Raw genomic sequence first — 23,924 nt, forward strand, 5'->3', positions numbered from 1 at the left:
AGATCGTTTGTCTACCGTTTGAGCTCGGCGAGGCGCGCCTTGACGGCTTCTCGTTTTTCGATGTAATCTTGCCGCTTGCGCCGCTCTTCTTCGACGACATGAGCCGGCGCTTTCGCCAAAAAGCCTTCATTCGCCAGTTTCTTTTCGACGCGCTCGACTTCTTTGTTCCATTTGTCAAGCTCTTTTTCAAGCCGCTTCATTTCTTCCTCAATATTGATCAATCCTTCAAGCGGCATGATGAGCTCGGCGCCGGTGACGACCGCCGTCATCGCTTTGTCCGGCGCGGGAACGTTTGTATCAATCAAGAGCTCGCTCGGGTTGCAGAACCGCTCAAGATAGGCGCGGTTTTTCATGAGCGCCGCCCGCACTTGTTCATCTTTCACCTTAATATAGAGCGCAATCGGCTTGCTCGGCGGCGTGTTCACTTCGGCGCGGACGTTGCGGACGGCGCGGATGATGTCGACGAGCATCCGCATTTCTTCCGCGGCTTCTTCGTTCGACAGCTCAGGGCGCACTTGCGGCCACGGAGCGACGGTGATCGATTCGCCTTCATGCGGCAAGTTTTGCCAAATTTCCTCGGTAATGAACGGCATGAACGGGTGAAGCAGGCGCATCGTGTTGTCGAGCACATACGCCAACACGGAGCGCGTCGTCTTTTTCGCCGCTTCGTCGTCACCGTAAAGCGGCAATTTCGCCATTTCAATGTACCAGTCGCACAAGTCGTCCCAAATAAAGTTGTACAGCGTACGCCCCGCTTCGCCGAATTCGTATTTCTCAGCGAGCTTCGTCACCGTCTCGATCGTTTCGTTGAGACGCGTTAAAATCCAATGGTCGGCGACCGTTTTTTCGCCGCTCAAATCAAGCTCCTCGTACGTCATGCCGCCCATGTTCATCAAGGCAAAGCGCGAGGCGTTCCAAATTTTGTTAGCAAAATTCCACGTCGCTTCGACTTTTTCTGTGCTGAAGCGCAAGTCTTGCCCCGGCGAGCTGCCGGTCGCCAAGAAGTAACGGAGCGCATCGGCGCCGTACTGGTCGATCACATCCATCGGATCGACGCCGTTGCCGAGCGATTTGCTCATTTTCCGCCCTTGGGCGTCGCGGACGAGGCCGTGGATGAGCACGTCTTTGAATGGACGCTTTCCGGTGAATTCAAGCCCTTGGAAAATCATGCGCGACACCCAGAAGAAAATGATGTCATAGCCGGTGACCAGCACATCGGTCGGGTAGTAGCGCTTGTAATCCGGCGAGTCGGTATCCGGCCAGCCCATGGTCGAGAACGGCCAAAGCGCCGAGCTGAACCATGTATCAAGCACATCGGGGTCTTGTTCCCAATTTTCAATGTCCGCTGGCGGCTCATGGTCAACGTAAATTTCGCCTGTTTCTTTATGGTACCATGCCGGGATGCGATGCCCCCACCAAAGCTGGCGCGAGATGCACCAGTCGCGGATGTTTTCAAGCCAATGCAAATACGTTTTTTCAAACCGTTCCGGCACGAACTGCACTTTGCCGTCCGTTTGCTGGAGCTTGATGGCGGCTTCGGCGAGCGGCTTCATTTTCACGAACCATTGCGTCGACAAATACGGTTCAATAACTGCGCCGCTTCGTTCGCTATGGCCGACCGAGTGAACATGCTCTTCAATCTTAAAGAGAACGCCTTGTTCTTGCAAATCGCGGACGATCCGTTTCCGGCATTCAAACCGGTCAAGCCCTTGGTATTGCAAGGCGTTTTCGTTCATCGTGCCGTCTTCGTTCATGACGAGAATGCGCGGCAAGTTGTGGCGGTTCCCGATTTCAAAGTCGTTCGGGTCGTGCGCCGGCGTAATTTTGACCGCCCCAGAGCCGAACTCCATGTCGACGTACTCATCGGCAATGATCGGAATTTCACGGCCGACGATCGGCAGCTTGACCGTTTTGCCGATCAAATGCTTGTACCGCTCGTCATCCGGATGCACGGCAACGGCCGTATCGCCGAGCATCGTCTCCGGACGGGTCGTCGCCACTTCGATGAAGCCGGAGCCGTCGGCGAGCGGATAGCGCATATGGTAGAGCGCGCCTTTCACTTCTTTATAAACAACCTCAATGTCCGACAACGCGGTTTTCGTCACCGGATCCCAGTTGATGATGTATTCGCCGCGGTAAATGAGCCCTTTCCGGTAGAGCGAGACGAACACTTCGCGCACCGCTTTGGAAAGCCCTTCGTCAAGCGTAAACCGCTCGCGCGTGTAATCAAGCCCAAGCCCTAACTTCGCCCATTGACTGCGAATATGGCCGGCGTATTCTTCCTTCCACTTCCACGTTTCTTCTAAAAATTTTTCCCGGCCTAAATCGTAGCGCGACAGCCCTTGCTGGCGCAATTTTTCCTCGACTTTCGCCTGGGTGGCGATGCCGGCGTGATCCATTCCCGGAAGCCACAGGACGTCATACCCTTGCATCCGCTTCATGCGCGTAATGATGTCTTGCAGCGTTGTATCCCACGCATGCCCTAAGTGCAATTTGCCGGTGACGTTGGGCGGCGGGATGACGATCGTAAACGGTCGTTTGTTCGGATCACCGGTCGCTTCAAAAAATTTTCCTTTCAGCCACCATTCGTAGCGCCCGGCTTCAACGGCGCGATGGTCGTATTTGGGCGGCATCGACACTTCGTGCTGTGCCATGTTTCATTTCCCTCCTTCAACATGATGGACAATGCGGCCGACGGCGGCTTCCCACTAAGCAATGCCGCACAGCCGGCAAGCAAAAAAGCCCCTTTCATCCAAAAAGGACGAAAGGAGCTGCTTTCGCGGTACCACCTTTTTTCTTAAGCCCAAAGGCTTAAGCGCTTCATTGGCATAACGGCATGATGCCGGCTTCCTCTACTCGGCAGCAGCGCCTTTCAAAGAAGCAGCTCAAGGGCGACCTTCCAGCAGCCGTCATCCTAGGAAATCTCGCAGCTTCTGATTTCCCTCTCTGCAGGCGCGGACCGCTGTACTCCTCCCCGTCTTCGCTTTTGTCATCATTGTTCGATTATTATACTACCATTGTCCATCATCTTTGCCAAGTTTTTATTTATTTATTCCATTGGCCGGCGGTTGGTGACAAACATTTTGTTGTTTCATATTGTATAGTAAACCCGGGAAGGAGGGAACACCGATGCGGCGATTCAACCCGTATTCATGGCCGCCTTGGCTTCGGCAAGTGCGCGCCGTCTGCGCCCAAGTGATCATCCCGCTCACCATTTTTCAAGCGATCCGCACTATTTTTCTGCCAACGACGTTTGATGTCATTTTATTGGCCATCTTCGTTTTCATTGCCGTGGCGCTCCATCTGGAATGGATTTAGTGGGACGCCATTTTGTTTGGGCTGCATTCAAAATCGATTTAACCATTGCTGCTTTCATCCGCCGGCGGTTCGTTGTCCACCGCTTCTTCCTGCTGCCGCGCGGCGTCGCGTTGGACAAGGTGCATAACGAGCGCCTCCATATTTTTGAACGCCAAATAACGACGCTGCAACGCGGCCACATATTCCCGTTCGTTCCGCTCGTTCCGCGAAGCGGCCTCATACCGCTCCAAACAGCGGACAAACCCACGCGGCTCCGCCAAATGGCTGTATAAAAACGCCCGCTCCCCGTCGGACAGCGGCAGCTCCTTCTCGTACTCCCCCATCCCTTCAAGCCACTCGCGCCCAAGCGGCGGCATTGTCTGTACGTGAAAACGGAGCGCGGCGATCACATCAAAGAGCGGCGAATTCCAATGCGCCCGCTCCCAACTGATCCAATACGGCGGGAGATGGTGGGAGAGGCGCGCTTTGCCGTGCACCCAGGCGATGCGCCATTGCTTCGTCTCTTCGAGCGTCTCTTCCCACACATCGAGCCGTTCTTCAGCGAACGAGTACGCGCGCATCACCTCATGAAAATAGGTGCAGCATTGGAGCTGAAACGGAGACATGTACCACGCCGCTTCGTACCGCTCAATCCGTTCTTCCCAAACCATCCGCGCCCGTTGCCATTCGTCCTTTTTTTGCTTTCGGTACGCCGCCGCCTCTTCCTCACTCACCTCGATCGTACGGACGGTGGCGCGATGGAGGCGGGCGAGCTCGCGAAAAAAGGCGTCCACCGCATCCTTCTCCACCTTTGATTCGCCGCCATGCCATGCTTGCAAATAATAAAGACGGCCGCCTTCTGTGGCAAACAGCGACCGCCGCCGCGTCAGGTAAAGCGGGAGACAACGGGGGCCGCCATGCTGGAGAGACTGCCAAACGGCGGCGGCTTCTTGCTCGCTTTCAAGCGGCTTTAAGGCGAAAACACCGCGGTTCGTGTATACCTTGACGGCTTTGCCTCGCTGCTCCATGCGCTCTGGACGAAGACCGTACTGGGCGAGCACAGCCTCATATCGGTCAGCCTGTGCGGCCATTCGTTACGCCCCCTTACTGATCAGAAACGGAAAGCGTCCCTTTCAGGCGAAAGGACGGCTTCCCGCCATGGCCGGAATATAGAGCAGCTGCCCCTCGTGCATGTCATCTGGGCTTTCCAAATCATTGGCGCGCAAAAGCTGTGAGACGGTCACATCATACCGTTCGGCAATCTTGTCCAATGAATCTCCTTGCTGGACGATGCAAATTTTCAGTTTCGTAAACTCTTTCTCCTCGCTTTTCGCAAACAGTTTCGTCAAGTAAAGCGCATTTTCGCTTTTTGTTTTCGTTTCTTCTTCTTCCTCAACCGCCTTTTTCGCCGCCCCGATCGATACCTTCGCCTCAGTTGGCGGCAGCAGCGAAGCGATGTCTTCCTCCGTCTGTGCGCTGACCGCCTTCGTTTCCGTCTCAAGCGGCAAAAACGGCTCTTTGGCCTCCTCTTCTTCCTCAGCCTCCGTTTCTTCATGACGCATGGCGGCCGGCTCCATGACGGAAACCGTCGTTTCGTCGGCGGCAAAAGCCGGCTGTTCATCCGCCTCATCGGTGAGATCATCCACGGAAGCAAACGCTTCCTCACCGGCCGCTTCCTTGCGGGCGATTGATTCAAACGGGGCAAACAGCGGCTCATCGTCCTCCTCATCGTCCGGCAAATCATCGTCAAGCGGCGCTTCACTGATGCCGCTGATCGAAATGTCGGCAGTGATCAGCAATCTTCCGTTTTCATCCAAATCATAATCAAACGATTCAACCGTCACGTACACATCCTCAAGGGAACGAATGCGGTTTTTTGGAATCGTAATATCGATTGGAAAGCGGTGCGACAGTTCGCTGATCCCGTCTTCGCGCACCGAAATGTGCTGAATGAACCGATAACCAGCCAGCTCAAACACGTCGTCATCCGCTTCAGCCTGCCCTTCGCCCGCTTGGTGGAATTCGCCGCTCAACTCAAGCGCGCCGCGGATCGTAATATATTGGTCGTACTCATCGACGGAAATGACCGGATCAAGAGAAATGGATAAAAACTCGGCGACTTCCTGTCCTCTTTTAAACCAGACCGATTCTTCCAATGAAAAACGCAAATACGATTGCTCCAACCGGGCCTCCTCCTTCCGTCCCTTCGGCAAATAGTTTCTATGACATTATCCATTGTATGAACGGAAACGAGGCGGTATGATAAAAAATTGGGCTGCCGACGGTCGGCAGCCCCTTTCCTTATCCGCGCAGACGGGCAAACACCCGCTCAGCAGCGGCAATCGTATATTCAATATCATCATCACTGTGCGCCGTCGACAAAAACAGCCCTTCAAATTGCGACGGCGGCAGGAAAATGCCTTCATTCGCCATTTCCCGGTAATAAGCGGCAAACAGCTCCAAGTCGGACGTTTTCGCTGTCTCGTAGTTGACCACCGGCTCGTTCGTGAAGAAAAAGCCGATCATCGACCCAGCGCGGTTGATCGTATGCGGGATGTCGTATTTCTCTGCTGCCTGATGAAGCCCATCCGCAAGGCGCGCCGCTTTGCGGCCAAGCTCTTCGTACGTTTCCGGCGTCAGCTGGCGGAGCGTCTCGTACCCGGCCGTCATGGCGAGCGGATTGCCGGAGAGCGTGCCGGCTTGGTACACCGGACCGCTCGGTGCGACGAGCTCCATAATTTCTGCTTTTCCCCCATACGCCCCAACCGGCAAGCCGCCGCCGATCACTTTGCCAAGGCACGTCAAATCCGGCTCAATGCCATAATACCCTTGGGCGCAGTGGTAATCGACGCGGAACCCGGTCATGACCTCGTCGAAAATCAATAAGGCTCCGTATTGTTTCGTCACCTCGCGCAGCCCTTCCAAAAAGCCAGGCACTGGTGGAACGACGCCCATATTGCCGGCGACCGGTTCGACGATCACCGCGGCGATGTCTTCGCCAAACCGCTCAAACGCATAGCGGACGCTGTCCAAATCGTTGTACGGCACCGTGATGGTATGCTGGGCGACCGATTCCGGCACGCCCGGGCTGTCCGGCAGGCCGAGCGTCGCCACGCCGGAGCCGGCTTTAATGAGCAGCGAATCGCCGTGGCCGTGGTAGCTGCCTTCAAATTTGATAATTTTGTTGCGCTTCGTGTAGCCGCGCGCTAAGCGGAGGGCGCTCATCGTCGCCTCCGTACCGGAGTTGACCATCCGCACGATTTCCACCGACGGCACCCGCTCAATCACGAGCTTGGCGAGCTCATTTTCAAGCAATGTCGGAGCGCCAAAGCTTGTGCCTTGTTCCACCACGCGCTTCAACGCTTCCACGACCTGCGGGTTGGCATGCCCTAAAATGAGCGGACCCCATGACAGTACGTAATCAATGTACTCATTGCCGTCAATATCGTAAATTTTCGCTCCTTGGCCGCGCGCCATGAAAATCGGCGTCATCCCGACCGACTTGAAGGCGCGCACCGGGCTGTTCACCCCGCCCGGCATCAATTTCACCGCTTCTTCGTAAGCGGTTTTTGACCGTTCGTAGCTTCGCATGCTTCCGCCCTCCTCTCTCTCTATTCAGCCAGCCAGCGGGCGACATCTTTGGCAAAATACGTAATGATCAAATCCGCGCCCGCCCGTTTCATCCCTGTCAACATTTCCATGACGACCGGCTTCTCATCGATCCAGCCGTTTTGCGCCGCCGCTTTGACCATCGCATACTCGCCGCTCACGTTATAGGCGACAAGCGGAAGCGGAAAACGGTTTTTGACGTCGCGGATAATATCCATGTAGGCAAGCGCTGGCTTCACCATCAAGAAATCAGCGCCTTCTTTGACATCCGACTCCGCCTCGCGAAACGCCTCAAGGCGGTTGGCCGGATCCATTTGGTACGTCTTCCGGTCGCCAAACTGCGGCGCGCTGTCGGCGGCATCACGGAACGGGCCGTAAAATGCCGAAGCGTATTTGATTGCATACGACATGATCGGCACATACTCAAACCCTGCTTCATCAAGCCCACGGCGAATGGCGGCGACAAAGCCGTCCATCATGTTCGACGGCGCGATGATGTCGGCGCCGGCTTGCGCTTGGCTCACCGCCGTTTTGGTGAGGAGCTCGAGCGACGGGTCGTTCAGCACGCGCTCGTTTTCGACGACGCCGCAATGGCCGTGGCTCGTATATTCACATAAACACGTATCCGCAATGACGACTAGATCTTTGTGTTCAGCTTTGATTTGGCGGATTGCCCGCTGAACAATCCCTGTTTCGCAATACGCCTGCGAACCGACTTCATCTTTTTCATTCGGCACACCAAACACCATGACGGCGGGAATGCCAAGCTTGGCGATGTCGTCCACTTCCTCAGATAAACGGTCAAGCGATAAATGGTAAACCCCTGGCATCGACGGCACTTCCCGCTTAATGCCGCTTCCCTCGACCACAAACAGCGGATAAATGAGATCCTCGACGCGAAGATGCGTCTCACGCACCATCGCCCGAATCGCAGCCGTTTGCCGCAAACGGCGATGGCGGTCAAATGACAGTGCCATTCATCGTCCCTCCATGGAAAAATATTGTTCCATCGCTTTGATTATACCATCCGTGGTGTAATCCGTCGGACAAATATGGACCGGAATGCCCGCCCGCTCGGCCGCTTCTTTCGTCACCGGTCCGATGCAGGCGACCGCAACACCGGAAAGAAGGGCATCCACTTCTTTGTCGAGAAGGCGGACAAGGCTGTCAACCGCCGACGGGCTCATCAAGGTGACCGCATCAAGCTCCCGCCGGCGCAGCAGCGACAACAACCGCTCCCGGCCGTTTTCATCAGGCTCGGTCTCATACACCGTGAGCTCGTCGACCGCGGCGCCGGCGTTTCGCAACGCCTCAGGCAAGGTCGGGCGCGCCAAATTGCCTTTGACAAACAGCACCCGGTCGCCTTGTTTGACGCGCGTCATGAGCAAGTCAGCCAGCCGTTCAGCGGTGTAATCATCCGGCACAAGCGCCGGGGAAAGACCATGCTCGGCGAGCGCCGCCGCTGTTTTCCGGCCGACGACAGCCATCTCCGGCAGCGGCCGCGGCAACGAAACGTGCGGAAAAAAGAAGCGGACGGCGTTCGCGCTTGTGAAAACGAGCCAACGGTATTCGCCAAGCCGCTCAACCATAGAAGCGATTTCTTCCGGCGCCGCCGGTCGGATGGCAATGAGCGGGATCTCGACCGGCACGGCGCCGACAGCGCGCAGCTTGGCAGAAAACGATGCCGCCTGCTCTTTGCCGCGCGTCACGAGCACCGTTTTGCCGGCGAGCGCGCTGTGTGTCATGATTGGCTCAACTCCTGTTTCACCCGCTCGATGAGCGCTTTCGCCCCTTGTTCGATCAAGACAGCAGCCGCCTGTCGGCCGACCGCTTCCGGATCGGCGCCAGTGACGATTTCTTTATACATTTCTTTGCCATCCGGGGAGGCGACAAGCGCGGTAAGACGCACCGTCCCCTCCTTCACTTCCGCGTAGCCGGCAATCGGCACTTGACAGCCGCCTTCCATTTGCTGCAAAAAGGTGCGCTCCGCCCGAACAGCCCGCTCGGTTTGCTCGTCGTTTAACCGGCTGAGCCATTGGCGCAATTCGTCATCATCCTCCCGGCATTCGACCGCCAGCGCCCCTTGGCCGACCGCCGGAACACAGACATCAAAAGGAAGATAGTCGCTGATGACGTCATCGCCCCAACCCATGCGCGCAAGACCCGCCGCCGCTAACACGATCGCATCGTACTCTTCGCTTTCGAGCTTCGCCAACCTTGTGTCAATATTGCCGCGAATCCATTTGATCGTCAAATCCGTGCGATAGGCAAGCAACTGCGCCGAACGGCGCAAGCTGCTCGTGCCAATGACCGACCCAGGCGGCAAGTCGGAGAGCATCCGGTTTCCTTTGCTGACAAGCACATCGCGTGCATCTTCGCGGCGCGGAACCGCACCGATCACTAAACCTTCGGGCAGCACAGCCGGCATATCTTTCATGCTATGGACCGCCATATCGATGCCGCCGGCGAGCAATTCATGCTCAATCTCTTTCACAAACAACCCTTTGCCCCCGACTTTCGAGAGCGTAACATCAAGCACCCGATCTCCTTTCGTGACGATTTCTTTCACTTCAAACGTAAACGGCGCCCCAAGCTGTTTCAATTCGTTGATCACCCACTTCGTCTGGGTCAAGGCAAGCTTGCTGCGCCGCGAGCCAACGACAATGTTCCGCATCTCGTTCCACCTCGATTACGAATACCAGAAATGAAATTTTGACAAACTGCCAAACAAGAAAAAGTTGACAAGCAAAAATAAAAACGAACCGATATTCCATAGCGCGATCGCCTTCCCTTGCATCTGCCGGACGGCTCGCTTGTAAAAATAGACGCCATAGACGAGAAGAACGACAAACGACCCGAGCACTTTCGCATCATACCAATGGAAATGGTCGATTTGAATATACGCCCAAATCACGCCAAGAATGAGCCCTAATAACAACATAGGCAAGCCGAGCGCGTTTAAAACATACGACAAACAATCAAGCCGCGACAAATCCGCCATGCGCCAAAGGCGCGCCCCCCACTTTTTCTTTTTCAGCAAACTGTACTGCAACATGTAAAGCACCGAAAACAGAAACGACAGCGTAAACGCCGCATACGCTCCGAGCGAAAGGGTGATGTGGATGATCAGCAGCTCCGAGACGAGCCGCTCCGCAACAGCCGGCGACTGCGAAGACGGTGCAAACGTATGAATGGCCAAAATAAAAAAAGCAAGCACGTTCGTAAAAAAGACGATGAAATCGACGCGCAGCAGCCGATTGATGACGAGCGACAGCGTAATGAGCAGCCAAGCGTAAAAATAAAGCCCTTCCGACATCGTTAAAATCGGAAAGCGCTTCGTCTCCATGATGCGAGAAACAAACGTCACTGTCTGCAAAAGCCACACAATAGAAAGCAACCAGAAGGCGATGTCGTTCGCCTTCCGGTTTTGTTGCAAAAAATCGATGAAATAGAATAGGATCGAAGCGATGTAAAGCAAAATGGACAACTCATACAACAGCGCCACCATCCATCCCACCTTACAGCTGCCATGATGGGCGGGCGGCACGGACCGCTTCCGCGTCTTGTTCATCGCATTGTACGGATTTCGCCTGCTCTATATGCCGCTCGGCTTTCACCGCATCTTCGATATTGAAAATTTTCATAAACAGCAAAAGCGCCTCCTCGGCATTCGGGCCGGCGGCGAGTTCCTTCGCCTGCAAAATCGGATCGCGGAGCAGCTGGTTAATAATGCTTTTCGTATGCTTATTCAACACTTTCCAGTCGCGCTCCGACAAATGCGGCAGTTTCCGCTCCAAACTTTTCATCGTTTCTGCTTGAATGGCCAGCGCCTTTTCGCGCAATGCGGCAATGACTGGCACGACGCCGAGCGTCTGCAGCCATTGGCTGAACGCCATAAGTTCCGCTTCGATCATCGTTTCAATGCGAGCCGCTGCCTTTTGCCGTTCCGCCAAGTTGGCCGCCACCACATCTTGCAAATCGTCAATGTCGTACAAAAACACCGTTTCCAAATCAGCCAACGCCGGATCCAAATCGCGCGGCACCGCGATGTCAACCATAAAGAGCGGGCGGCCTTTGCGCATTTTCTCAAGCGGCGCCACCATTTCCTTCGTCAAAATATAGCCTTTGGCTCCCGTCGAGCTGATGACGATATCCGCTTCCAGCAAAGCGCATGACAATTCGCCGAGCGGCTTCGCTTCGCCGGCAAACTGCTTAGCAAGCTGTTTCGCTTTTTCAAGCGTCCGATTGACAACCGTCACCTTCCCGACGCCGCTGCCGTACAAGTTTTGCGCCGCCAGCGTCCCCATTTTGCCGGCCCCGATAATCAAGACGTGCTTGCCGGCAAGGCGGCCGAAAATTTTCTTCGCCAGCTCAACCGCCGCATAGCTGACCGATACAGCGTGCGCGCCGATGCCCGTTTCCGAGTGGGCGCGCTTCGCAAAGGTCACCGCCTGCTTGAACAGATGATTGAAAATCGTGCCGCTCGTCCCGACCTTTTGAGCGAGCAAATAGCTGTCTTTCACTTGCCCTAAAATTTGCGTTTCCCCAAGCACCATCGAATCAAGGCCGGCCGCCACGCGGAACAAATGCTTTATGGCCGCTTCTCCTTCAAGCACACGCAAATACGGAGCAATCACTTCCACTTTGACGCCAAACCATTCGGCTAAAAATGCTTTCATATAGTAACGTCCGGTATGCAGTTGATCAACCACTGCATAAACTTCCGTCCGGTTGCACGTCGAGACGATCACATTTTCGAGTACGCTTTTTTGCTCGGCGAGCTGTTTCATCGCCGCACCGAGTTCCGCTTCTGCAAACGCGAGCTTTTCGCGGATTTCTACAGGGGCGGTTTTATAGTCGACGCCAACGACTACGATTTGCACGATGCCATCCCCCTTATTGACCGAATCCCTTCCATCATTATATCACAACCGTCCATCGTTCCGATTTGAAAAAATTGTGAACATGCCTCCAAAGCTATGCTAAACTGTAGACAGTGATTATTCTATCATAAACATGTCCAAAAGGGAAACGGAGGACGCGACGATCATGAAAACCCGAACGGTATTCGCCGGCATCTTGTTCATCGGCCTCGGGCTGTATTTTCTCGCCGGACAGTTGGAATCCCCCTTTTTCCATTTCTTCCAAGGGTGGCCGGCCTTGCTTGCCATTTGCGGCGCGGCTTTGCTTGGCCAGGCGCATTCAGCGCGTGAATATGCTTACCTTTTCCCCGGCTTTCTTTTACTCGGATTTGGCGTTGAGTTGCTCCTTGCGAGTGCATTTTCGGCCTGGCCCCGCGGCGTGAACATGTTTTTTTTCCTCATCGCGTTCGCTTTTTTCGCCAGCAGCCGCAAACAAAAAGGCGGGGCCGGCTTTGGCGTGCTTTTCTTGCTTCTCGCTGTCGTGCTGACGTTTTCCGGGCGCGGCCAGCCGTTCTTTCACCTCGTCCAAGCCGGACTTTCCTCTGTCTGGAAGTTTTGGCCGCTCGGACTCATCGCCATCGGCGTCTATCTATTATGGACTAGGCGAAAATAGCCTTGGAAGTGAAAACACCAGCGGAATCGCTGGTGTTTTCGTCATGAGGCCACAAACGGCAAAAGCGCCGCCCATGCTTCGTCTTTCCCTTGTCCGGTCTCGGCGGAAAACAAAATGAGCGGGTCGCCGTCAGCCATCCGCAGCGTCTCGCGCGCGATTTTCGCGTGTTTTTGATGCTTGCCGCGCGGCACTTTATCCGCTTTCGTCGCGATGACGATCACCGGGATCTCGTAATGTTTCAAAAACTCGTACATCATCACATCGTCTTTCGTCGGCGGATGGCGCAAATCAACGAGCAGGACCGCCGCCTTAAGCACCTCGCGCGTCGTAAAGTACGTCTCCATCATGTTCCCCCATTTTTGCCGCTCCTGCTTCGACACGCGGGCGAAACCATAACCTGGCACGTCCACAAAGTAAAACGAGTCGTTAATCAAATAAAAATTCAACGTTTGCGTTTTCCCTGGCTTTGAGGAGGTGCGCGCCAAGTTTTTCCGGTTGATCATTTTGTTGATGAATGATGATTTGCCGACGTTCGAACGGCCGGCGAGCGCCACCTCTGGCCGTCCGCCGTCCGGATATTGTTCCGGCTTGACGGCACTGGTCACAAGCTCTGCTTTCTTCACATTCATCGCTTCCACCCCACCAGCGCGTGCGGCAGCACCTCATCGAGATGGGAGACGAGCACAAAGCGCAAGTCGCGCTTCACCGTTTCCGGAATGTCAGCCAAATCTTTTTCATTGTCTTTCGGCAAAATGACGGTTTTCAATCCGGCACGATGGGCGCTTAACGTTTTCTCTTTTAAGCCGCCGATCGCAAGAACGCGGCCGCGCAGCGTAATTTCCCCGGTCATGCCGACAAAGCGGCTCACCGGCTTGCCCGTCAAAGCGGAAATGAGTGCGGTGGCGATCGTAATGCCTGCAGACGGCCCGTCTTTTGGCACCGCTCCTTCCGGAACGTGAATATGGATGTCGTACGTTTCGTGAAATTTCGGGTCGATGCCGAGTTCCTCGGCGCGCGACCGCACGTAGCTGAACGCCGCTTGCGCTGATTCTTTCATGACATCGCCGAGCTTGCCGGTCAAAACGAGTTTGCCGTTTCCTTTCGCGAGCGACACCTCAATGGCGAGCGTATCGCCGCCAAACGCCGTATACGCCAGCCCGGTCGCCACGCCGATCTGGTCCTCCGCTTCCGCCTGTCCATAGCGGTATTTTCGTTTTCCTAAAAATTCTTCGAGATTGTTTTCTGTGATGACGACCCGTTTTTTCTCACCGGAGACAATGAGGCGGGCCGCCTTCCGGCAAATCGCCGCCAACTGTCGCTCCAGCTCCCGCACTCCAGCTTCGCGCGTATAATGGCGGATGATGGCAAGCATCGCATCATCGCGCACTTGCAGCGCCGCTTTTTTCAAGCCGTGCTCATCGAGCTGCTTCGGCAGCAAATGCCGCTTCGCAATATGGAGCTTTTCAACTTCGGTATAGCCCGGAATCTCGATCACTTCCATCCGGTCCAACAGCGGCTGCGGAATCGCCGCCAAATAGTTGGCAGTCGCAATAAACATTACCTTCGACAAATCGTACGGCTCTTCAATATAATGGTCGCTGAACGCATGGTTTTGTTCGGGATCGAGCACCTCGAGCATAGCGGCCGACGGATCGCCGCGAAAATCGCTTGACATTTTATCGATTTCATCGAGCAAAAAAACCGGGTTGATCGTGCCCGCCTTTCTCATTCCTTGAATGATGCGGCCCGGCATCGCCCCCACGTATGTGCGGCGATGGCCGCGAATTTCCGATTCGTCGCGCACGCCGCCGAGCGACATGCGGACAAAGCGACGGCCGAGCGCTTTGGCGATCGAGCGGGCAAGCGACGTTTTGCCGACCCCCGGCGGTCCGGCGAGGCAAAGAATCGGACCTTTTAACGATTTCGTCAGCTGTTGCACCGACAAAAACTCGAGCACCCGCTCTTTCACCTTATCGAGTCCGTAATGTTCCTCATTTAAAATGGCTTCCGCCCGCTTAATATCGTGAATGTCTTCTGTCTCCTTCGACCACGGCAAGGCGAGAAGCCAATCCAAGTAGTTGCGGATGACCGCGCTTTCCGCTGAGGTCGCCGGAATTTTTTCATACCGGTCAAGCTCCTTCAATGCCGTTTGTTTCACATGCTCCGGCATGCCGGCCGCCTCGATTTTTTCTTTCAGCTCCTCGACTTCGCCCGTTTTTCCTTCTTTTTCGCCAAGCTCTTTTTGAATCGCCTTCATTTGCTCGCGCAAATAATACTCTTTTTGCGTCCGCTCCATCGACTGCTTGACGCGGGCGCTGATCTTTTTCTCAAGCTGGAGCACTTCTTTTTCGTTGTGCAAAATTTGGATGATTTTATTGAGGCGCTCTTTCACGTCGATCGTTTCCAAAATGCGCTGCTTTTCCTCGAGTTTGAGCGGCAAATGCGAGGCGATGATGTCGGCCATGCGCCCCGGCTCGTCAATGTCGACGATCGACGCGTAAATATCGGCCGACAGCCGTTTCGACAAGTTTATGTACTGCTCAAAGTATTCGAGCATCGTCCGCTTGAGCGCCTCATCTTCTAAATCTTTCGCCGCCCGATCAGCAAACTTTTCGACTTTGACGAGAAAGTACGGCTCCTCGCTGATCACTTCCGTAATGAGCGCCCGAGCGACGCCTTCGACAAGCACGCGGAACGTGCCGTTCGGGAGTTTTAGAAGTTGCTTGACGCGCGCGATCGTTCCCATTTTATATAAGTCATCCATGTCCGGTTCGTCGATGGCAACGTCTTTTTGCGACGTCAGCAAAATCATATGATCCTCAACCATGGCTTGTTCGAGCGCTTTGACCGATTTCTCGCGCCCGACATCCAAATGGAGCACCATCGTCGGAAACACGAGCAGCCCACGCAGCGGCAAAAGCGGAACGACCGTCTCCTTTTTCTTTCCGTTCACGCCGAACACCTCCATCTCTCGCTTCTATTCGTTTATTGTATAGTACGGTAGCCGGGTTTGTAAAATTTGACGAACGAAAAAGCGCGCGGCGCTCCATCTGCAGGCAAAGAAAAACCGACTTCAGCGACGATCCGCTTGCGCCGAAGCCGTACATAAAAGAGAGGCCGGGCGAACCGCCCGACTCGGTTGCGAGCGGATCGCCCGCTTTCGTTGCCAATCGTTCGCCTTGCCGCCGTTTCCTTTGGCTAGACGAGCTTTTTCTCCGAGCGGTCCATAGCCGCTGGCAGCAGCGCGGATCCGCGGCGGAGCGCCTCTTCGCCGAACACATGGACGAGCACTTCCTCGAGGCGGCGGACGGCGATGATTTGAATGCCGCTGACTTCGCCTAGCAACGATTGCATATTCTCAATCGGGATGATGACTTTTTTCGCCCCGGCTTGTTTGGCCGCTTTGATTTTGGCAAATACACCGCCGACCGGTTTCACGCAGCCACGGATGCTGATTTCCCCGGTCATCGCGACCGTATGATCGACTGGAAGCTGGTAAATGGCGGAATAAATGCCGACTGCAATCGCCACCCCGGCTGAAGGGCCGTCAACCGGCACCCCGCCCGGGAAGTTGACATGAATGTCGTAACGGTCGGCCGGCACGCCCATCGCCCGCAGCACGGTGATGACGTTTTCTGCTGAACCGCGCGCCATGCTTTTGCGGCGCACCGATTTTTCGGCGCTGCCGATGCTCTCTTCCTCAATAATGCCCGTGACGTTGATCGTCCCTTTTCCTTTCGCCGGCAAGGCGGTCACTTCAATTTCAAGAAGCGCGCCGGTGTTCGGGCCGTACACGGCAAGGCCATTGACGACGCCGACCGCCGGGGCGGACGCAATTTTCTTTTCATAGCGCGGAGCCATTTGGCTTGAATGAATGACCCATTCAATGTCTTTATCCAAAATTTTGTCGCGGTTTTCCGTAATGGCAAGACCGGCGGCGATTTGCATCATGTTCACCGCCTCCCGCCCATTGCGCGCATAGGCGGCAAGCAGGCGAATGCCGCTTTCTGACACGTTCAGGCGGATTTTTTCCGCCGCCTTTTTGGCGATGAGGGCGATCTCATCTTGGTCCAATTCACGGAAAAATACTTCCAGGCAACGAGAGCGAATGGCCGGAGGAATTTCGTTCGGCGTGCGCGTCGTCGCCCCGACAAGACGGAAATCAGCCGGCAGTCCATTTTGGAAAATATCGTGAATATGGCTTGGGATTTGCAGATTTTCTTTGCTGTAATAGGCGCTTTCAAAAAATACTTTCCGGTCCTCAAGCACTTTCAGCAGCTTGTTCATTTGGATCGGATGAAGCTCGCCGATTTCGTCGATGAATAAAACGCCGCCGTGGGCGTTCGTCACCGCCCCTTGCTTCGGCTGGGGAATGCCGGCTTGCCCCATCGCCCCGGCCCCTTGGTAAATCGGGTCGTGCACCGAGCCGATGAGCGGATCGGCAATGCCGCGCTCGTCAAAACGCGCCGTCGTCGCGTCAAGCTCCACGAACACCGCATTTTTCTTAAACGGGGAGAGCGGATTTTTTTTCGCTTCCTCAAGCACGAGCCGAGCAGCTGCCGTCTTGCCGACGCCAGGGGGGCCGTAAATGATGACATGCTGCGGGTTGGGGCCGCATAAAGCAGCTTTTAACGCCTTGATGCCGTCTTCCTGACCGACGATATCGTCAAAACTTTTCGGCCGCACTTTTTCCGCCAGCGGCTCGGTGAGCGAAATCGAACGCAGCTTGCGGAGCTGTTCCATCTCTTTGCGCGACTCTTTATCAATCGAAACTTTTTGCACACGTTGCCCTCTTAGCAAATTCCAAAAATAAAGGCCGATGATGACCCCGAAAAACAGCTGGATGACCAGTACGATGTTCGTCCAATCCATGCCCCGATATCCTCCTGCCTTTAGATGGTATGTAGTATGATAGTATCTCCGCGAACGGGCGGGAATAAACAAAAAAAGCGCCGACCGGCGCCCGGGGCATGGGCGGCAAAAAAAGAAACCGCCGAAAAAAGGCGGTTTTCCCATCAGGCAGATGTTTTCCGTTCCAGCTCGATGACGGTGCCGTCATGACGGATCAGCGTCGGCGGCTTTGTGCCGCGCACCGTGTCGAGCGTGATGATGCACTTTTGCACATCTTCGCGCGACGGAAGCTCAAACATGACATCGAGCATAATGCCTTCGATGATCGAGCGAAGGCCGCGCGCGCCCGTTTTCCGCTCAATCGCTCTTTTCGCGATTTCCCGGAGCGCCGCTTCTTCAAACTCGAGTTCAACGCCGTCAAGCTCCAGCATTTTTTGGTATTGTTTCACGATCGCGTTTTTCGGCTTCGTCAAAATATCGATCAACGCCTGTTCGTCAAGCGGCTCAAGCGTCGTAATGACCGGCAGACGGCCGATGAACTCCGGAATAAGCCCGAACTTGAGCAAGTCTTCCGGCAACACTTTCGACAGCAAGTTTTTCTCATCAACATCGGCTTGGTTCATTTCCGCACCGAATCCGATCACTTTTTTGCCGAGGCGGCGCTTAATGATCGGCTCGATGCCATCAAACGCCCCGCCGCAAATGAACAAAATGTTCGTTGTGTCGATTTGGATGAACTCCTGATGCGGATGTTTGCGACCGCCCTGCGGTGGAACGCTGGCGATCGTTCCCTCCAAAATTTTGAGCAGCGCCTGTTGCACCCCTTCACCGGAAACATCGCGGGTGATGGAAGGGTTTTCCGATTTACGGGCGATTTTATCGATTTCATCGATATAAATAATGCCTTTTTCTGCCCGTTCCACATCATAATCGGCCGCTTGGATGAGCTTTAACAAAATGTTTTCGACGTCCTCGCCGACATAGCCTGCCTCCGTGAGCGATGTCGCATCGGCGATGGCAAACGGCACGTTTAAAATGCGCGCCAATGTTTGCGCCAGCAGCGTTTTCCCGCTCCCGGTCGGCCCGATCATCAAAATGTTGCTTTTCGACAGCTCGACATCATCGATTTTGCTGCCGGAATTGATCCGTTTATAATGGTTGTAAACCGCAACGGCGAGCGATTTTTTCGCCTCATCTTGGCCGATGACGTATTCATCTAAAATTTCCCTGATCTCCATCGGCTTCGGCACGTCTTTAAATTCAAATTCTTCCTCGTTTCCAAGCTCTTCCTCGACGATCTCCGTGCACAATTCAATGCATTCATCACAAATGTAAACGCCCGGGCCGGCGACGAGCTTGCGCACTTGGTCTTGCGTTTTGCCGCAAAACGAACACTTTAGCTGCCCTTTTTCATCATTAAATTTAAACATGTCATTCACCCCTTGCTAACAAAATCGCACCTGCGTTATGTATCATGTCTCGCCATCCCATGTTGCAAAAAACTTATGTATTCGCTATTTTACCATACATGCGTCAAAAAAAGCGAATGAAAAACCTGTGATGTATTAGAAAAGTTTGAAAAATCACCTCCAGGCGCCAATGACTGAGATAAAGAACAAGGCACGAACGTCTCGCGCCTTGTTCCTTCTACCTTTATTATTATGCCGCAACCGTGCTGTGCTCCACAAGAAAATCGATCGTTTTCCGCCATTTTAAATCTTCTTTGACGCCATCCAAGCTGCCGAGCAGCTCTTTTAACTTGTCCACGCTCAAGTTGTAGGCTTCCGCCATTTTTTGGAGTTCTTCCTCCACCTCTTCATCGGTTACCTCGATGTTTTCTGCTTTGGCGATCGCTTCGAGCGTCAAGGCCGCACGCACCCGTTTTTCGGCGTCTTCTTTCATTTGCTCACGCAGCGCCGCTTCATCCTGACCTGAGAATTGATAGTATAGCTGCAAGTTCAGCCCTTGCATTTGCAGTCGTTGATCAAATTCGCGAAGCATCCGGTCCGTCTCGTTTTGCACCATGACAGCCGGAATATCGATTTCCGCATTGGCAGCCGCTTTTTCGACGACCGCATTGCGCAACGCCGTTTCCGCTTCATTCTTTTTCGCTTCTTCCAGACGGGCGCGGATTTTCGCTTTCAGTTCGTCAAGCGTTTCAACTTCTTCATCGACGTCTTTCGCAAACTCGTCATCCAAAGCCGGCAATTGCTTCGCTTTCACTTCATGCACTTTCACTTTGAACGTCGCCGGTTTGCCGGCCAGCTGCTCAGCGTGGTATTCTTCCGGGAACGTCACTTGAATTTCTTTTTCTTCGCCGGCTTTCATACCGACAAGCTGTTCTTCAAACCCCGGGATAAAGGTGCCTGAACCGATTTCGAGCGAATAGTTTTCCGCCTTGCCGCCTTCAAACGGCTCGCCGTCGACAAACCCTTCGAAATCGATGACGACCGTATCGCCGTTTTCCACCGTCCCGTCTTCTTTCACGACAAGTTCGGCGTAATTTTCTTGCAAACGTTTCAATTCGTTTTCGACATCTTCGTCCGTCACGGTTGTATCCATTTTTTCCACTTCAAGCCCTTTGTATTGACCGAGCTTCACTTCCGGCTTTACGGTCACTTTCGCTTTGAAAATTAAGCTTTTGCCTTTTTCCATTTGCTCAATGTCAATCTCCGGCATTGACACCGGTTCGATGCCTGCCTCTTCGACGGCTTTGGCATACGCCTCTGGCAGCAAAATATCGAGCGCGTCTTGATAGAGCGCCTCAACGCCAAACCGTTTTTCAAACAGGACACGCGGCACTTTCCCTTTGCGGAAGCCCGGCAGCGCAATATTTTTCACCACTTTTTTAAATGCGGCATCCAAGCCTTTGTTCACTTGCTCGGCGTCGACCTCAACGGTCAATACGCCTTCGTTCCCTTCAAGTTTTTCCCATTTGACTGACATCCTTGTTCCCTCCACCTGAAATCATTGCTCGGACCATAGCGCACTCCGCTTGTCCATATCTTTTTATGATGCCCAATTATGTAGACAAGTATGCGAAAACAGATACATAGCACAGCCACTATATTATAACATACAACAGCCATGTTTCAACAGAGAACGAGTCATTAGAGGGAGGAAAGTTCCTCTATTTCGTATAGATTTTGGCAAAGCGTTTCCATCTCCGCCGCCTCCACACCGTAGCGGTCGGCCAAGGCGGTCGCGTCAGCATCCAAGCCTAAAAACCGGCTCGCCATCCAATGGAGAGCAGCAAGCCAGGCCGCTGCATCCGCCGGCTCTGGCGGAAACGGGTACAACACATATGCATAGCGAAGCCAAATGTCCGTCGCCGTTTCATACAAACTCGGGCTTTCCGCCGCGAGCTGCTGTTCAAGCCGACCCAGCAGCGATGAAGCAAATTCCGTTTCCGTCTGTTCGTCCAACGCTGACGGGACGACCTCCATGCAACGGCCAAATTTCTCAACCGTCACCGTTTCGTTGACTTGCTTCCCTGTCAACAGGCGAAGGAGCATCGTTTTCGCCATCGGGCTTTTTTCCGGTGCGCGTAAATATTGCTTGAGCAACGGCAGCACCGGCTCGATGTCTTCTTTTTCCAGTTGTTTAATCAGTTGCAGCTGCTCAGCAATGTCCCCGGACTCAAGCAGCCGTCTCACCCGCTTCCACTCCGCGGGCGGAAGCGTGCGGGCATTCATTTTTTCACTAAACCGGAGCAGCTGATGAAGCTGTTCGCGCAACGAAGCGGATAGCGACGGATGGCGCAAGGCGGCGCGGATCACCGTTTCCGCCTTGCTGTATCGATTCGTTTGCAGCAGCACAGCGAGATACATTTGCAACAGATCACTGTTGTTCGGCTGTTCGTCAAGTAAGGCGGCGAGGCGCCACTCCGCCTCATCGTAGTCTCCAAGCTCATAGCAACAGACAGCCAGCCCAAGGCGAACAGGAAAACTGTGGTCGCCAAGCTGTTCAGCAGCGCGCAAAAAGCGGAGCGCTTCTTTGTAGCGTTTCGCTTCAAGCGCCATAAACGCTTCTTCGATCAGCCGTTCCTTTGTTTGTGGAAACATAATGATTTTTCCTTTTTTTTCACTTCCCATCTTCGCCCGCTCCTATTTTCATTTACTACAAGTGTAGCAAGTTTTCCCCAGCGACACAAGCTGTGGATTGCAGCACACCGCAGCGACATGATGGAAGCACGCCCATACGTTCACAACCGGACAAAGAAACGGGGCGGCGTTAAAAGGCGGTCTGCCTTCAGACGGGAGGCAAATATAGCCCGAAAGGCCGGAGGAAAATGACGGATTCGCCGGATTGATAAGAAATCGCCAGAAGATGAGGGGATGGCGCCGCGATATTTCTGAATAGAAAAAACGTTGCAGGAGGGCCATGTCCCTTTTGACGATCGACTCGTTATAAAGAAGCGCCAGCGCGTGAACGGACGATAAAAAGGGTGCCCCGTCGCTTTTGGGACACCCTTCGTCCATCCCGCCTTGCCGCGCCAAACGCATAACGGCTACGGCCGTGGGCAATGTTTTTGTTCGTACGCGGCAATGTAAGGTTCATATACAAACGTCAAATCGATTTCATCCCATCCTTTTAACAGCAGTTGCCTCCGGTACGGGTCAATGTCAAACGGGCGCGAAAACCCTTCGTCATCGAACACGCGCTGCTCTTCAAGCGACACCGTCAACTCATAGTCTGCGCGCTCGCTTTGGCGCAGCAAGTAGCGGACATCCTCTTTATCCAGCCGGATCGGCAACAGCCCGTTTTTTAAGCAGTTGTTGTAAAAAATATCGGCAAACGATGGGGCAATGATGACGCGAAATCCGTAATCTTGGAGCGCCCACGGCGCATGTTCGCGCGATGATCCGCAGCCGAAGTTTTCATCGGCGACTAAAATCGTCGCCCCTTCGTTTTCCGGGCGGTTGAGCTCAAACTCCGGATTTGGCGTGCCATCGCTCAAATACCGCCAATCATAAAATAGAAACTGACCGAATCCGGTGCGCTCGATTCGTTTTAAAAACTGCTTCGGAATGATCTGGTCCGTATCGATGTTCGCCCGGTCGATGCCGGCGGTTTTCCCGCGGTGAATCGTAAACGGCTTCATCCCGTCTCTCCCCTTCCGTCCCGTGTATCGTTCGTTTCTATGCCGCTTTTGAGAAGATAGCCCCAAAACGGGGGCGGCCATATCAAGGAGCACCCGTCATCGGACCAGCTCAGCTTCAAGCTGGCGCACATCGACAAAATGTCCGTAAATCGCAGCCGCCGCGGCCATCACCGGGCTGACGAGATGCGTGCGCGCCCCTTTTCCTTGCCGCCCTTCAAAGTTGCGGTTCGACGTTGACGCACAGTGCTCGCCTTCTGGGATGATGTCCGGGTTCATGCCCAAACAGGCGCTGCAGCCAGCCTCACGCCATTCAAAACCGGCATCGATGAAAATTTGCGCAAGCCCCTCTTCTTCCGCCTGTCTTTTCACTTGCTGCGACCCCGGCACAACGAGCGCGCGCACGCCCGGAGCGACTTTTTTTCCTTTGACAATGCCCGCTGCCGCCCGCAAATCGCTGATGCGCGAGTTCGTACATGAGCCGATAAAAACGTGCTGCACCGGAATATCGGTGATCGCCATTCCCGGTTTCAAGCCCATATACTCGAGCGCCCGGCGCACCGCGTTTTGCTCTGTTTTGCTTTCAAACTGCTCGGGATGCGGCACGACGCCATCGACCGATGTGCTCATCGCCGGGGTTGTACCCCATGTCACCATCGGGGCGATCGTCGACGCGTCGATTTCAATCGTCTTGTCGTATTCCGCCCCCTCATCGCTTGCAAGCGCCCGCCACCGTTCGACCGCTTGCTCAAACGCTTCGCCTTTTGGCGCATATTTGCGGCCGCGCAAATAGGCGAATGTCGTTTCATCCGGGCTGATGAGCCCGGCTCTCGCCCCCGCTTCAATCGACATGTTGCAAATCGTCATCCGTTCTTCCATCGACATGCGGCGGATCGCCTCACCGGTAAACTCAATAATATAGCCGGTGCCGACGCCAACGCCATAGCGGCCGATAATGGCCAAGATGACGTCTTTGGCGGTCACCCCTTTGCCGAGGCGGCCGTTGATGCAGATTTGCAGCGTTTTCGGCTTATGCTGCCAAAGCGTTTGCGTCGCCAGCACGTGCTCGACCTCGCTTGTGCCGATGCCAAACGCCAACGCGCCAAACGCCCCGTGCGTCGACGTATGGCTGTCGCCGCAAACGATCGTTTTCCCCGGTTGGGTCAAGCCGAGCTCCGGACCGATGACGTGCACGATTCCTTGCTCTTCGCTATGCAAATCTGCCAGTGGGATGCCGAACTCGCGACAATTGCGCTCGAGCGCAGCGATTTGGTTGCGCGCCACTTCGTCGGTAATCACAAATCGGTTAACGGTCGGCACGTTATGGTCCATCGTCGCAAAGGTCAAATCCGGCCGCCGCACCTTCCGCCCTTTTTGCCGCAATCCTTCAAACGCTTGCGGCGAGGTCACTTCATGCACTAAGTGCAAATCGATGTACAATAAATCCGGTTTGCCCTCCTCACGGTAGACGACGTGGTTTTCCCAAATTTTATCGATGATCGTTTTCGGCTTCATTGGTTTTCACCTCGCA

At 54.5% G+C, this 23,924-nt stretch carries 19 protein-coding genes and 1 other annotated feature; of the genes, 2 read left to right on the forward strand and 17 right to left on the reverse strand.

Annotation, left to right across the window (positions count from 1 at the left end; translation table 11 throughout):
- Positions 1-11: 11 nt before the first annotated feature.
- The gene (locus ETC02_RS02965) at positions 12-2,654 is read right to left on the reverse strand and encodes a valine--tRNA ligase (protein WP_050367621.1); all 2,643 of its coding nucleotides are present in this window, start codon (positions 2,652-2,654) and stop codon (positions 12-14) included.
- 100 nt (positions 2,655-2,754) lie between these two features.
- Positions 2,755-2,990, reverse strand: a binding site (T-box leader).
- A gap of 139 nt (positions 2,991-3,129) precedes the next feature.
- Between ETC02_RS02965 and ETC02_RS02970 the strand changes: the two genes are divergently transcribed.
- Positions 3,130-3,318, forward strand: a complete 189-nt coding sequence (locus tag ETC02_RS02970; RefSeq protein WP_011232115.1) for a hypothetical protein — start codon at positions 3,130-3,132, stop codon at positions 3,316-3,318.
- A 38-nt stretch (positions 3,319-3,356) separates the two neighbouring features.
- Here the strand turns inward: ETC02_RS02970 and ysxE are convergent, their stop codons facing one another.
- The 8 genes from ysxE to hemA all read right to left on the reverse strand — a co-directional run bounded on the left by ysxE (position 3,357) and on the right by hemA (position 11,789).
- Positions 3,357-4,388, reverse strand: a complete 1,032-nt coding sequence (gene ysxE / locus ETC02_RS02975; protein WP_050367622.1) for a spore coat protein YsxE — start codon at positions 4,386-4,388, stop codon at positions 3,357-3,359.
- Between the two features lie 42 nt (positions 4,389-4,430).
- Positions 4,431-5,480, reverse strand: coding sequence for a stage VI sporulation protein D (gene spoVID / locus ETC02_RS02980; RefSeq protein WP_050367623.1), 1,050 nt, complete (start codon positions 5,478-5,480; stop codon positions 4,431-4,433).
- A gap of 118 nt (positions 5,481-5,598) precedes the next feature.
- Positions 5,599-6,888 carry a glutamate-1-semialdehyde 2,1-aminomutase gene (gene hemL, locus ETC02_RS02985; RefSeq protein ID WP_063211600.1) on the reverse strand — a complete coding sequence of 430 codons (1,290 nt, stop codon included), beginning with the start codon at positions 6,886-6,888 and terminating at the stop codon, positions 5,599-5,601.
- Positions 6,889-6,908: 20 nt separating this feature from the next.
- Positions 6,909-7,883 carry a porphobilinogen synthase gene (gene hemB, locus ETC02_RS02990; RefSeq protein ID WP_013144588.1) on the reverse strand — a complete coding sequence of 325 codons (975 nt, stop codon included), beginning with the start codon at positions 7,881-7,883 and terminating at the stop codon, positions 6,909-6,911.
- Complete coding sequence (locus tag ETC02_RS02995) at positions 7,884-8,651, reverse strand: uroporphyrinogen-III synthase (RefSeq protein WP_050367625.1); 768 nt, start codon at positions 8,649-8,651, stop codon at positions 7,884-7,886.
- Positions 8,648-9,580, reverse strand: a complete 933-nt coding sequence (hemC, locus tag ETC02_RS03000) for a hydroxymethylbilane synthase (protein ID WP_050367626.1) — start codon at positions 9,578-9,580, stop codon at positions 8,648-8,650. The genes ETC02_RS02995 and hemC overlap by 4 nt, the downstream gene beginning before the upstream one ends.
- A 15-nt stretch (positions 9,581-9,595) precedes the next feature.
- Entirely contained in the window at positions 9,596-10,414 is an 819-nt protein-coding gene (ccsA, locus tag ETC02_RS03005) for a cytochrome c biogenesis protein (RefSeq protein WP_050367627.1), read from the reverse strand.
- 10 nt (positions 10,415-10,424) lie between these two features.
- Positions 10,425-11,789: a glutamyl-tRNA reductase gene (hemA, locus tag ETC02_RS03010; RefSeq protein WP_050367628.1), complete on the reverse strand. Its 1,365-nt coding sequence runs from the start codon at positions 11,787-11,789 to the stop codon at positions 10,425-10,427.
- 166 nt (positions 11,790-11,955) lie between these two features.
- On the opposite strand from hemA, the gene ETC02_RS03015 reads away from it, so the two are divergent.
- On the forward strand, positions 11,956-12,441 hold the full coding sequence (locus ETC02_RS03015; protein ID WP_050367629.1) for a LiaI-LiaF-like domain-containing protein: 486 nt from the start codon (positions 11,956-11,958) through the stop codon (positions 12,439-12,441).
- Between the two features lie 41 nt (positions 12,442-12,482).
- Here ETC02_RS03015 and yihA read toward each other — a convergent pair whose 3' ends face one another.
- From yihA to leuC, 8 genes are all read right to left on the reverse strand, one after another.
- Positions 12,483-13,070, reverse strand: coding sequence for a ribosome biogenesis GTP-binding protein YihA/YsxC (yihA, locus tag ETC02_RS03020; protein ID WP_013144582.1), 588 nt, complete (start codon positions 13,068-13,070; stop codon positions 12,483-12,485).
- On the reverse strand, positions 13,067-15,409 hold the full coding sequence (gene lon / locus ETC02_RS03025; RefSeq protein WP_050367630.1) for an endopeptidase La: 2,343 nt from the start codon (positions 15,407-15,409) through the stop codon (positions 13,067-13,069). Before lon ends, yihA begins: the two co-directional genes overlap by 4 nt.
- A gap of 230 nt (positions 15,410-15,639) precedes the next feature.
- Positions 15,640-17,313, reverse strand: coding sequence for an ATP-dependent protease LonB (gene lonB / locus ETC02_RS03030; protein WP_050367631.1), 1,674 nt, complete (start codon positions 17,311-17,313; stop codon positions 15,640-15,642).
- 143 nt (positions 17,314-17,456) lie between these two features.
- Positions 17,457-18,722 (reverse strand): ATP-dependent protease ATP-binding subunit ClpX, encoded by a 1,266-nt coding sequence (gene clpX / locus ETC02_RS03035; protein ID WP_044744796.1) that lies wholly within the window; start codon positions 18,720-18,722, stop codon positions 17,457-17,459.
- A 229-nt stretch (positions 18,723-18,951) separates the two neighbouring features.
- Positions 18,952-20,238, reverse strand: a complete 1,287-nt coding sequence (tig, locus tag ETC02_RS03040) for a trigger factor (RefSeq protein ID WP_047758127.1) — start codon at positions 20,236-20,238, stop codon at positions 18,952-18,954.
- A 164-nt stretch (positions 20,239-20,402) separates the two neighbouring features.
- A complete protein-coding gene (locus ETC02_RS03045; protein WP_050367632.1) occupies positions 20,403-21,386 on the reverse strand; it encodes a tetratricopeptide repeat protein in 984 nt (327 codons plus the stop codon).
- A 416-nt stretch (positions 21,387-21,802) separates the two neighbouring features.
- Complete coding sequence (gene leuD / locus ETC02_RS03050; RefSeq protein ID WP_050367633.1) at positions 21,803-22,396, reverse strand: 3-isopropylmalate dehydratase small subunit; 594 nt, start codon at positions 22,394-22,396, stop codon at positions 21,803-21,805.
- A 96-nt stretch (positions 22,397-22,492) separates the two neighbouring features.
- On the reverse strand, positions 22,493-23,908 hold the full coding sequence (gene leuC / locus ETC02_RS03055; RefSeq protein ID WP_050367634.1) for a 3-isopropylmalate dehydratase large subunit: 1,416 nt from the start codon (positions 23,906-23,908) through the stop codon (positions 22,493-22,495).
- Positions 23,909-23,924 lie beyond the last annotated feature (16 nt).

This window comes from Geobacillus sp. DSP4a, from assembly GCF_013096875.1.
Lineage (GTDB): Bacteria > Bacillota > Bacilli > Bacillales > Anoxybacillaceae > Geobacillus > Geobacillus thermophilus.

What these genes read in the sequence shown, in the direction of transcription:
- ETC02_RS02965 (WP_050367621.1), bottom strand. Translation starts at nt 2,654, where the DNA reads ATGGCACAGCACGAAGTGTCGATGCCGCCCAAATACGACCATCGCGCC.
- ETC02_RS02970 (WP_011232115.1), top strand. Translation starts at nt 3,130, where the DNA reads ATGCGGCGATTCAACCCGTATTCATGGCCGCCTTGGCTTCGGCAAGTG.
- ysxE (WP_050367622.1), bottom strand. Translation starts at nt 4,388, where the DNA reads ATGGCCGCACAGGCTGACCGATATGAGGCTGTGCTCGCCCAGTACGGT.
- hemL (WP_063211600.1), bottom strand. Translation starts at nt 6,888, where the DNA reads ATGCGAAGCTACGAACGGTCAAAAACCGCTTACGAAGAAGCGGTGAAA.
- hemB (WP_013144588.1), bottom strand. Translation starts at nt 7,883, where the DNA reads ATGGCACTGTCATTTGACCGCCATCGCCGTTTGCGGCAAACGGCTGCG.
- ETC02_RS02995 (WP_050367625.1), bottom strand. Translation starts at nt 8,651, where the DNA reads ATGACACACAGCGCGCTCGCCGGCAAAACGGTGCTCGTGACGCGCGGC.
- hemC (WP_050367626.1), bottom strand. Translation starts at nt 9,580, where the DNA reads ATGCGGAACATTGTCGTTGGCTCGCGGCGCAGCAAGCTTGCCTTGACC.
- ccsA (WP_050367627.1), bottom strand. Translation starts at nt 10,414, where the DNA reads ATGGTGGCGCTGTTGTATGAGTTGTCCATTTTGCTTTACATCGCTTCG.
- ETC02_RS03015 (WP_050367629.1), top strand. Translation starts at nt 11,956, where the DNA reads ATGAAAACCCGAACGGTATTCGCCGGCATCTTGTTCATCGGCCTCGGG.
- yihA (WP_013144582.1), bottom strand. Translation starts at nt 13,070, where the DNA reads ATGAATGTGAAGAAAGCAGAGCTTGTGACCAGTGCCGTCAAGCCGGAA.
- lon (WP_050367630.1), bottom strand. Translation starts at nt 15,409, where the DNA reads ATGGAGGTGTTCGGCGTGAACGGAAAGAAAAAGGAGACGGTCGTTCCG.
- lonB (WP_050367631.1), bottom strand. Translation starts at nt 17,313, where the DNA reads ATGGATTGGACGAACATCGTACTGGTCATCCAGCTGTTTTTCGGGGTC.
- clpX (WP_044744796.1), bottom strand. Translation starts at nt 18,722, where the DNA reads ATGTTTAAATTTAATGATGAAAAAGGGCAGCTAAAGTGTTCGTTTTGC.
- tig (WP_047758127.1), bottom strand. Translation starts at nt 20,238, where the DNA reads ATGTCAGTCAAATGGGAAAAACTTGAAGGGAACGAAGGCGTATTGACC.
- ETC02_RS03045 (WP_050367632.1), bottom strand. Translation starts at nt 21,386, where the DNA reads ATGGGAAGTGAAAAAAAAGGAAAAATCATTATGTTTCCACAAACAAAG.
- leuD (WP_050367633.1), bottom strand. Translation starts at nt 22,396, where the DNA reads ATGAAGCCGTTTACGATTCACCGCGGGAAAACCGCCGGCATCGACCGG.
- leuC (WP_050367634.1), bottom strand. Translation starts at nt 23,908, where the DNA reads ATGAAGCCGAAAACGATCATCGATAAAATTTGGGAAAACCACGTCGTC.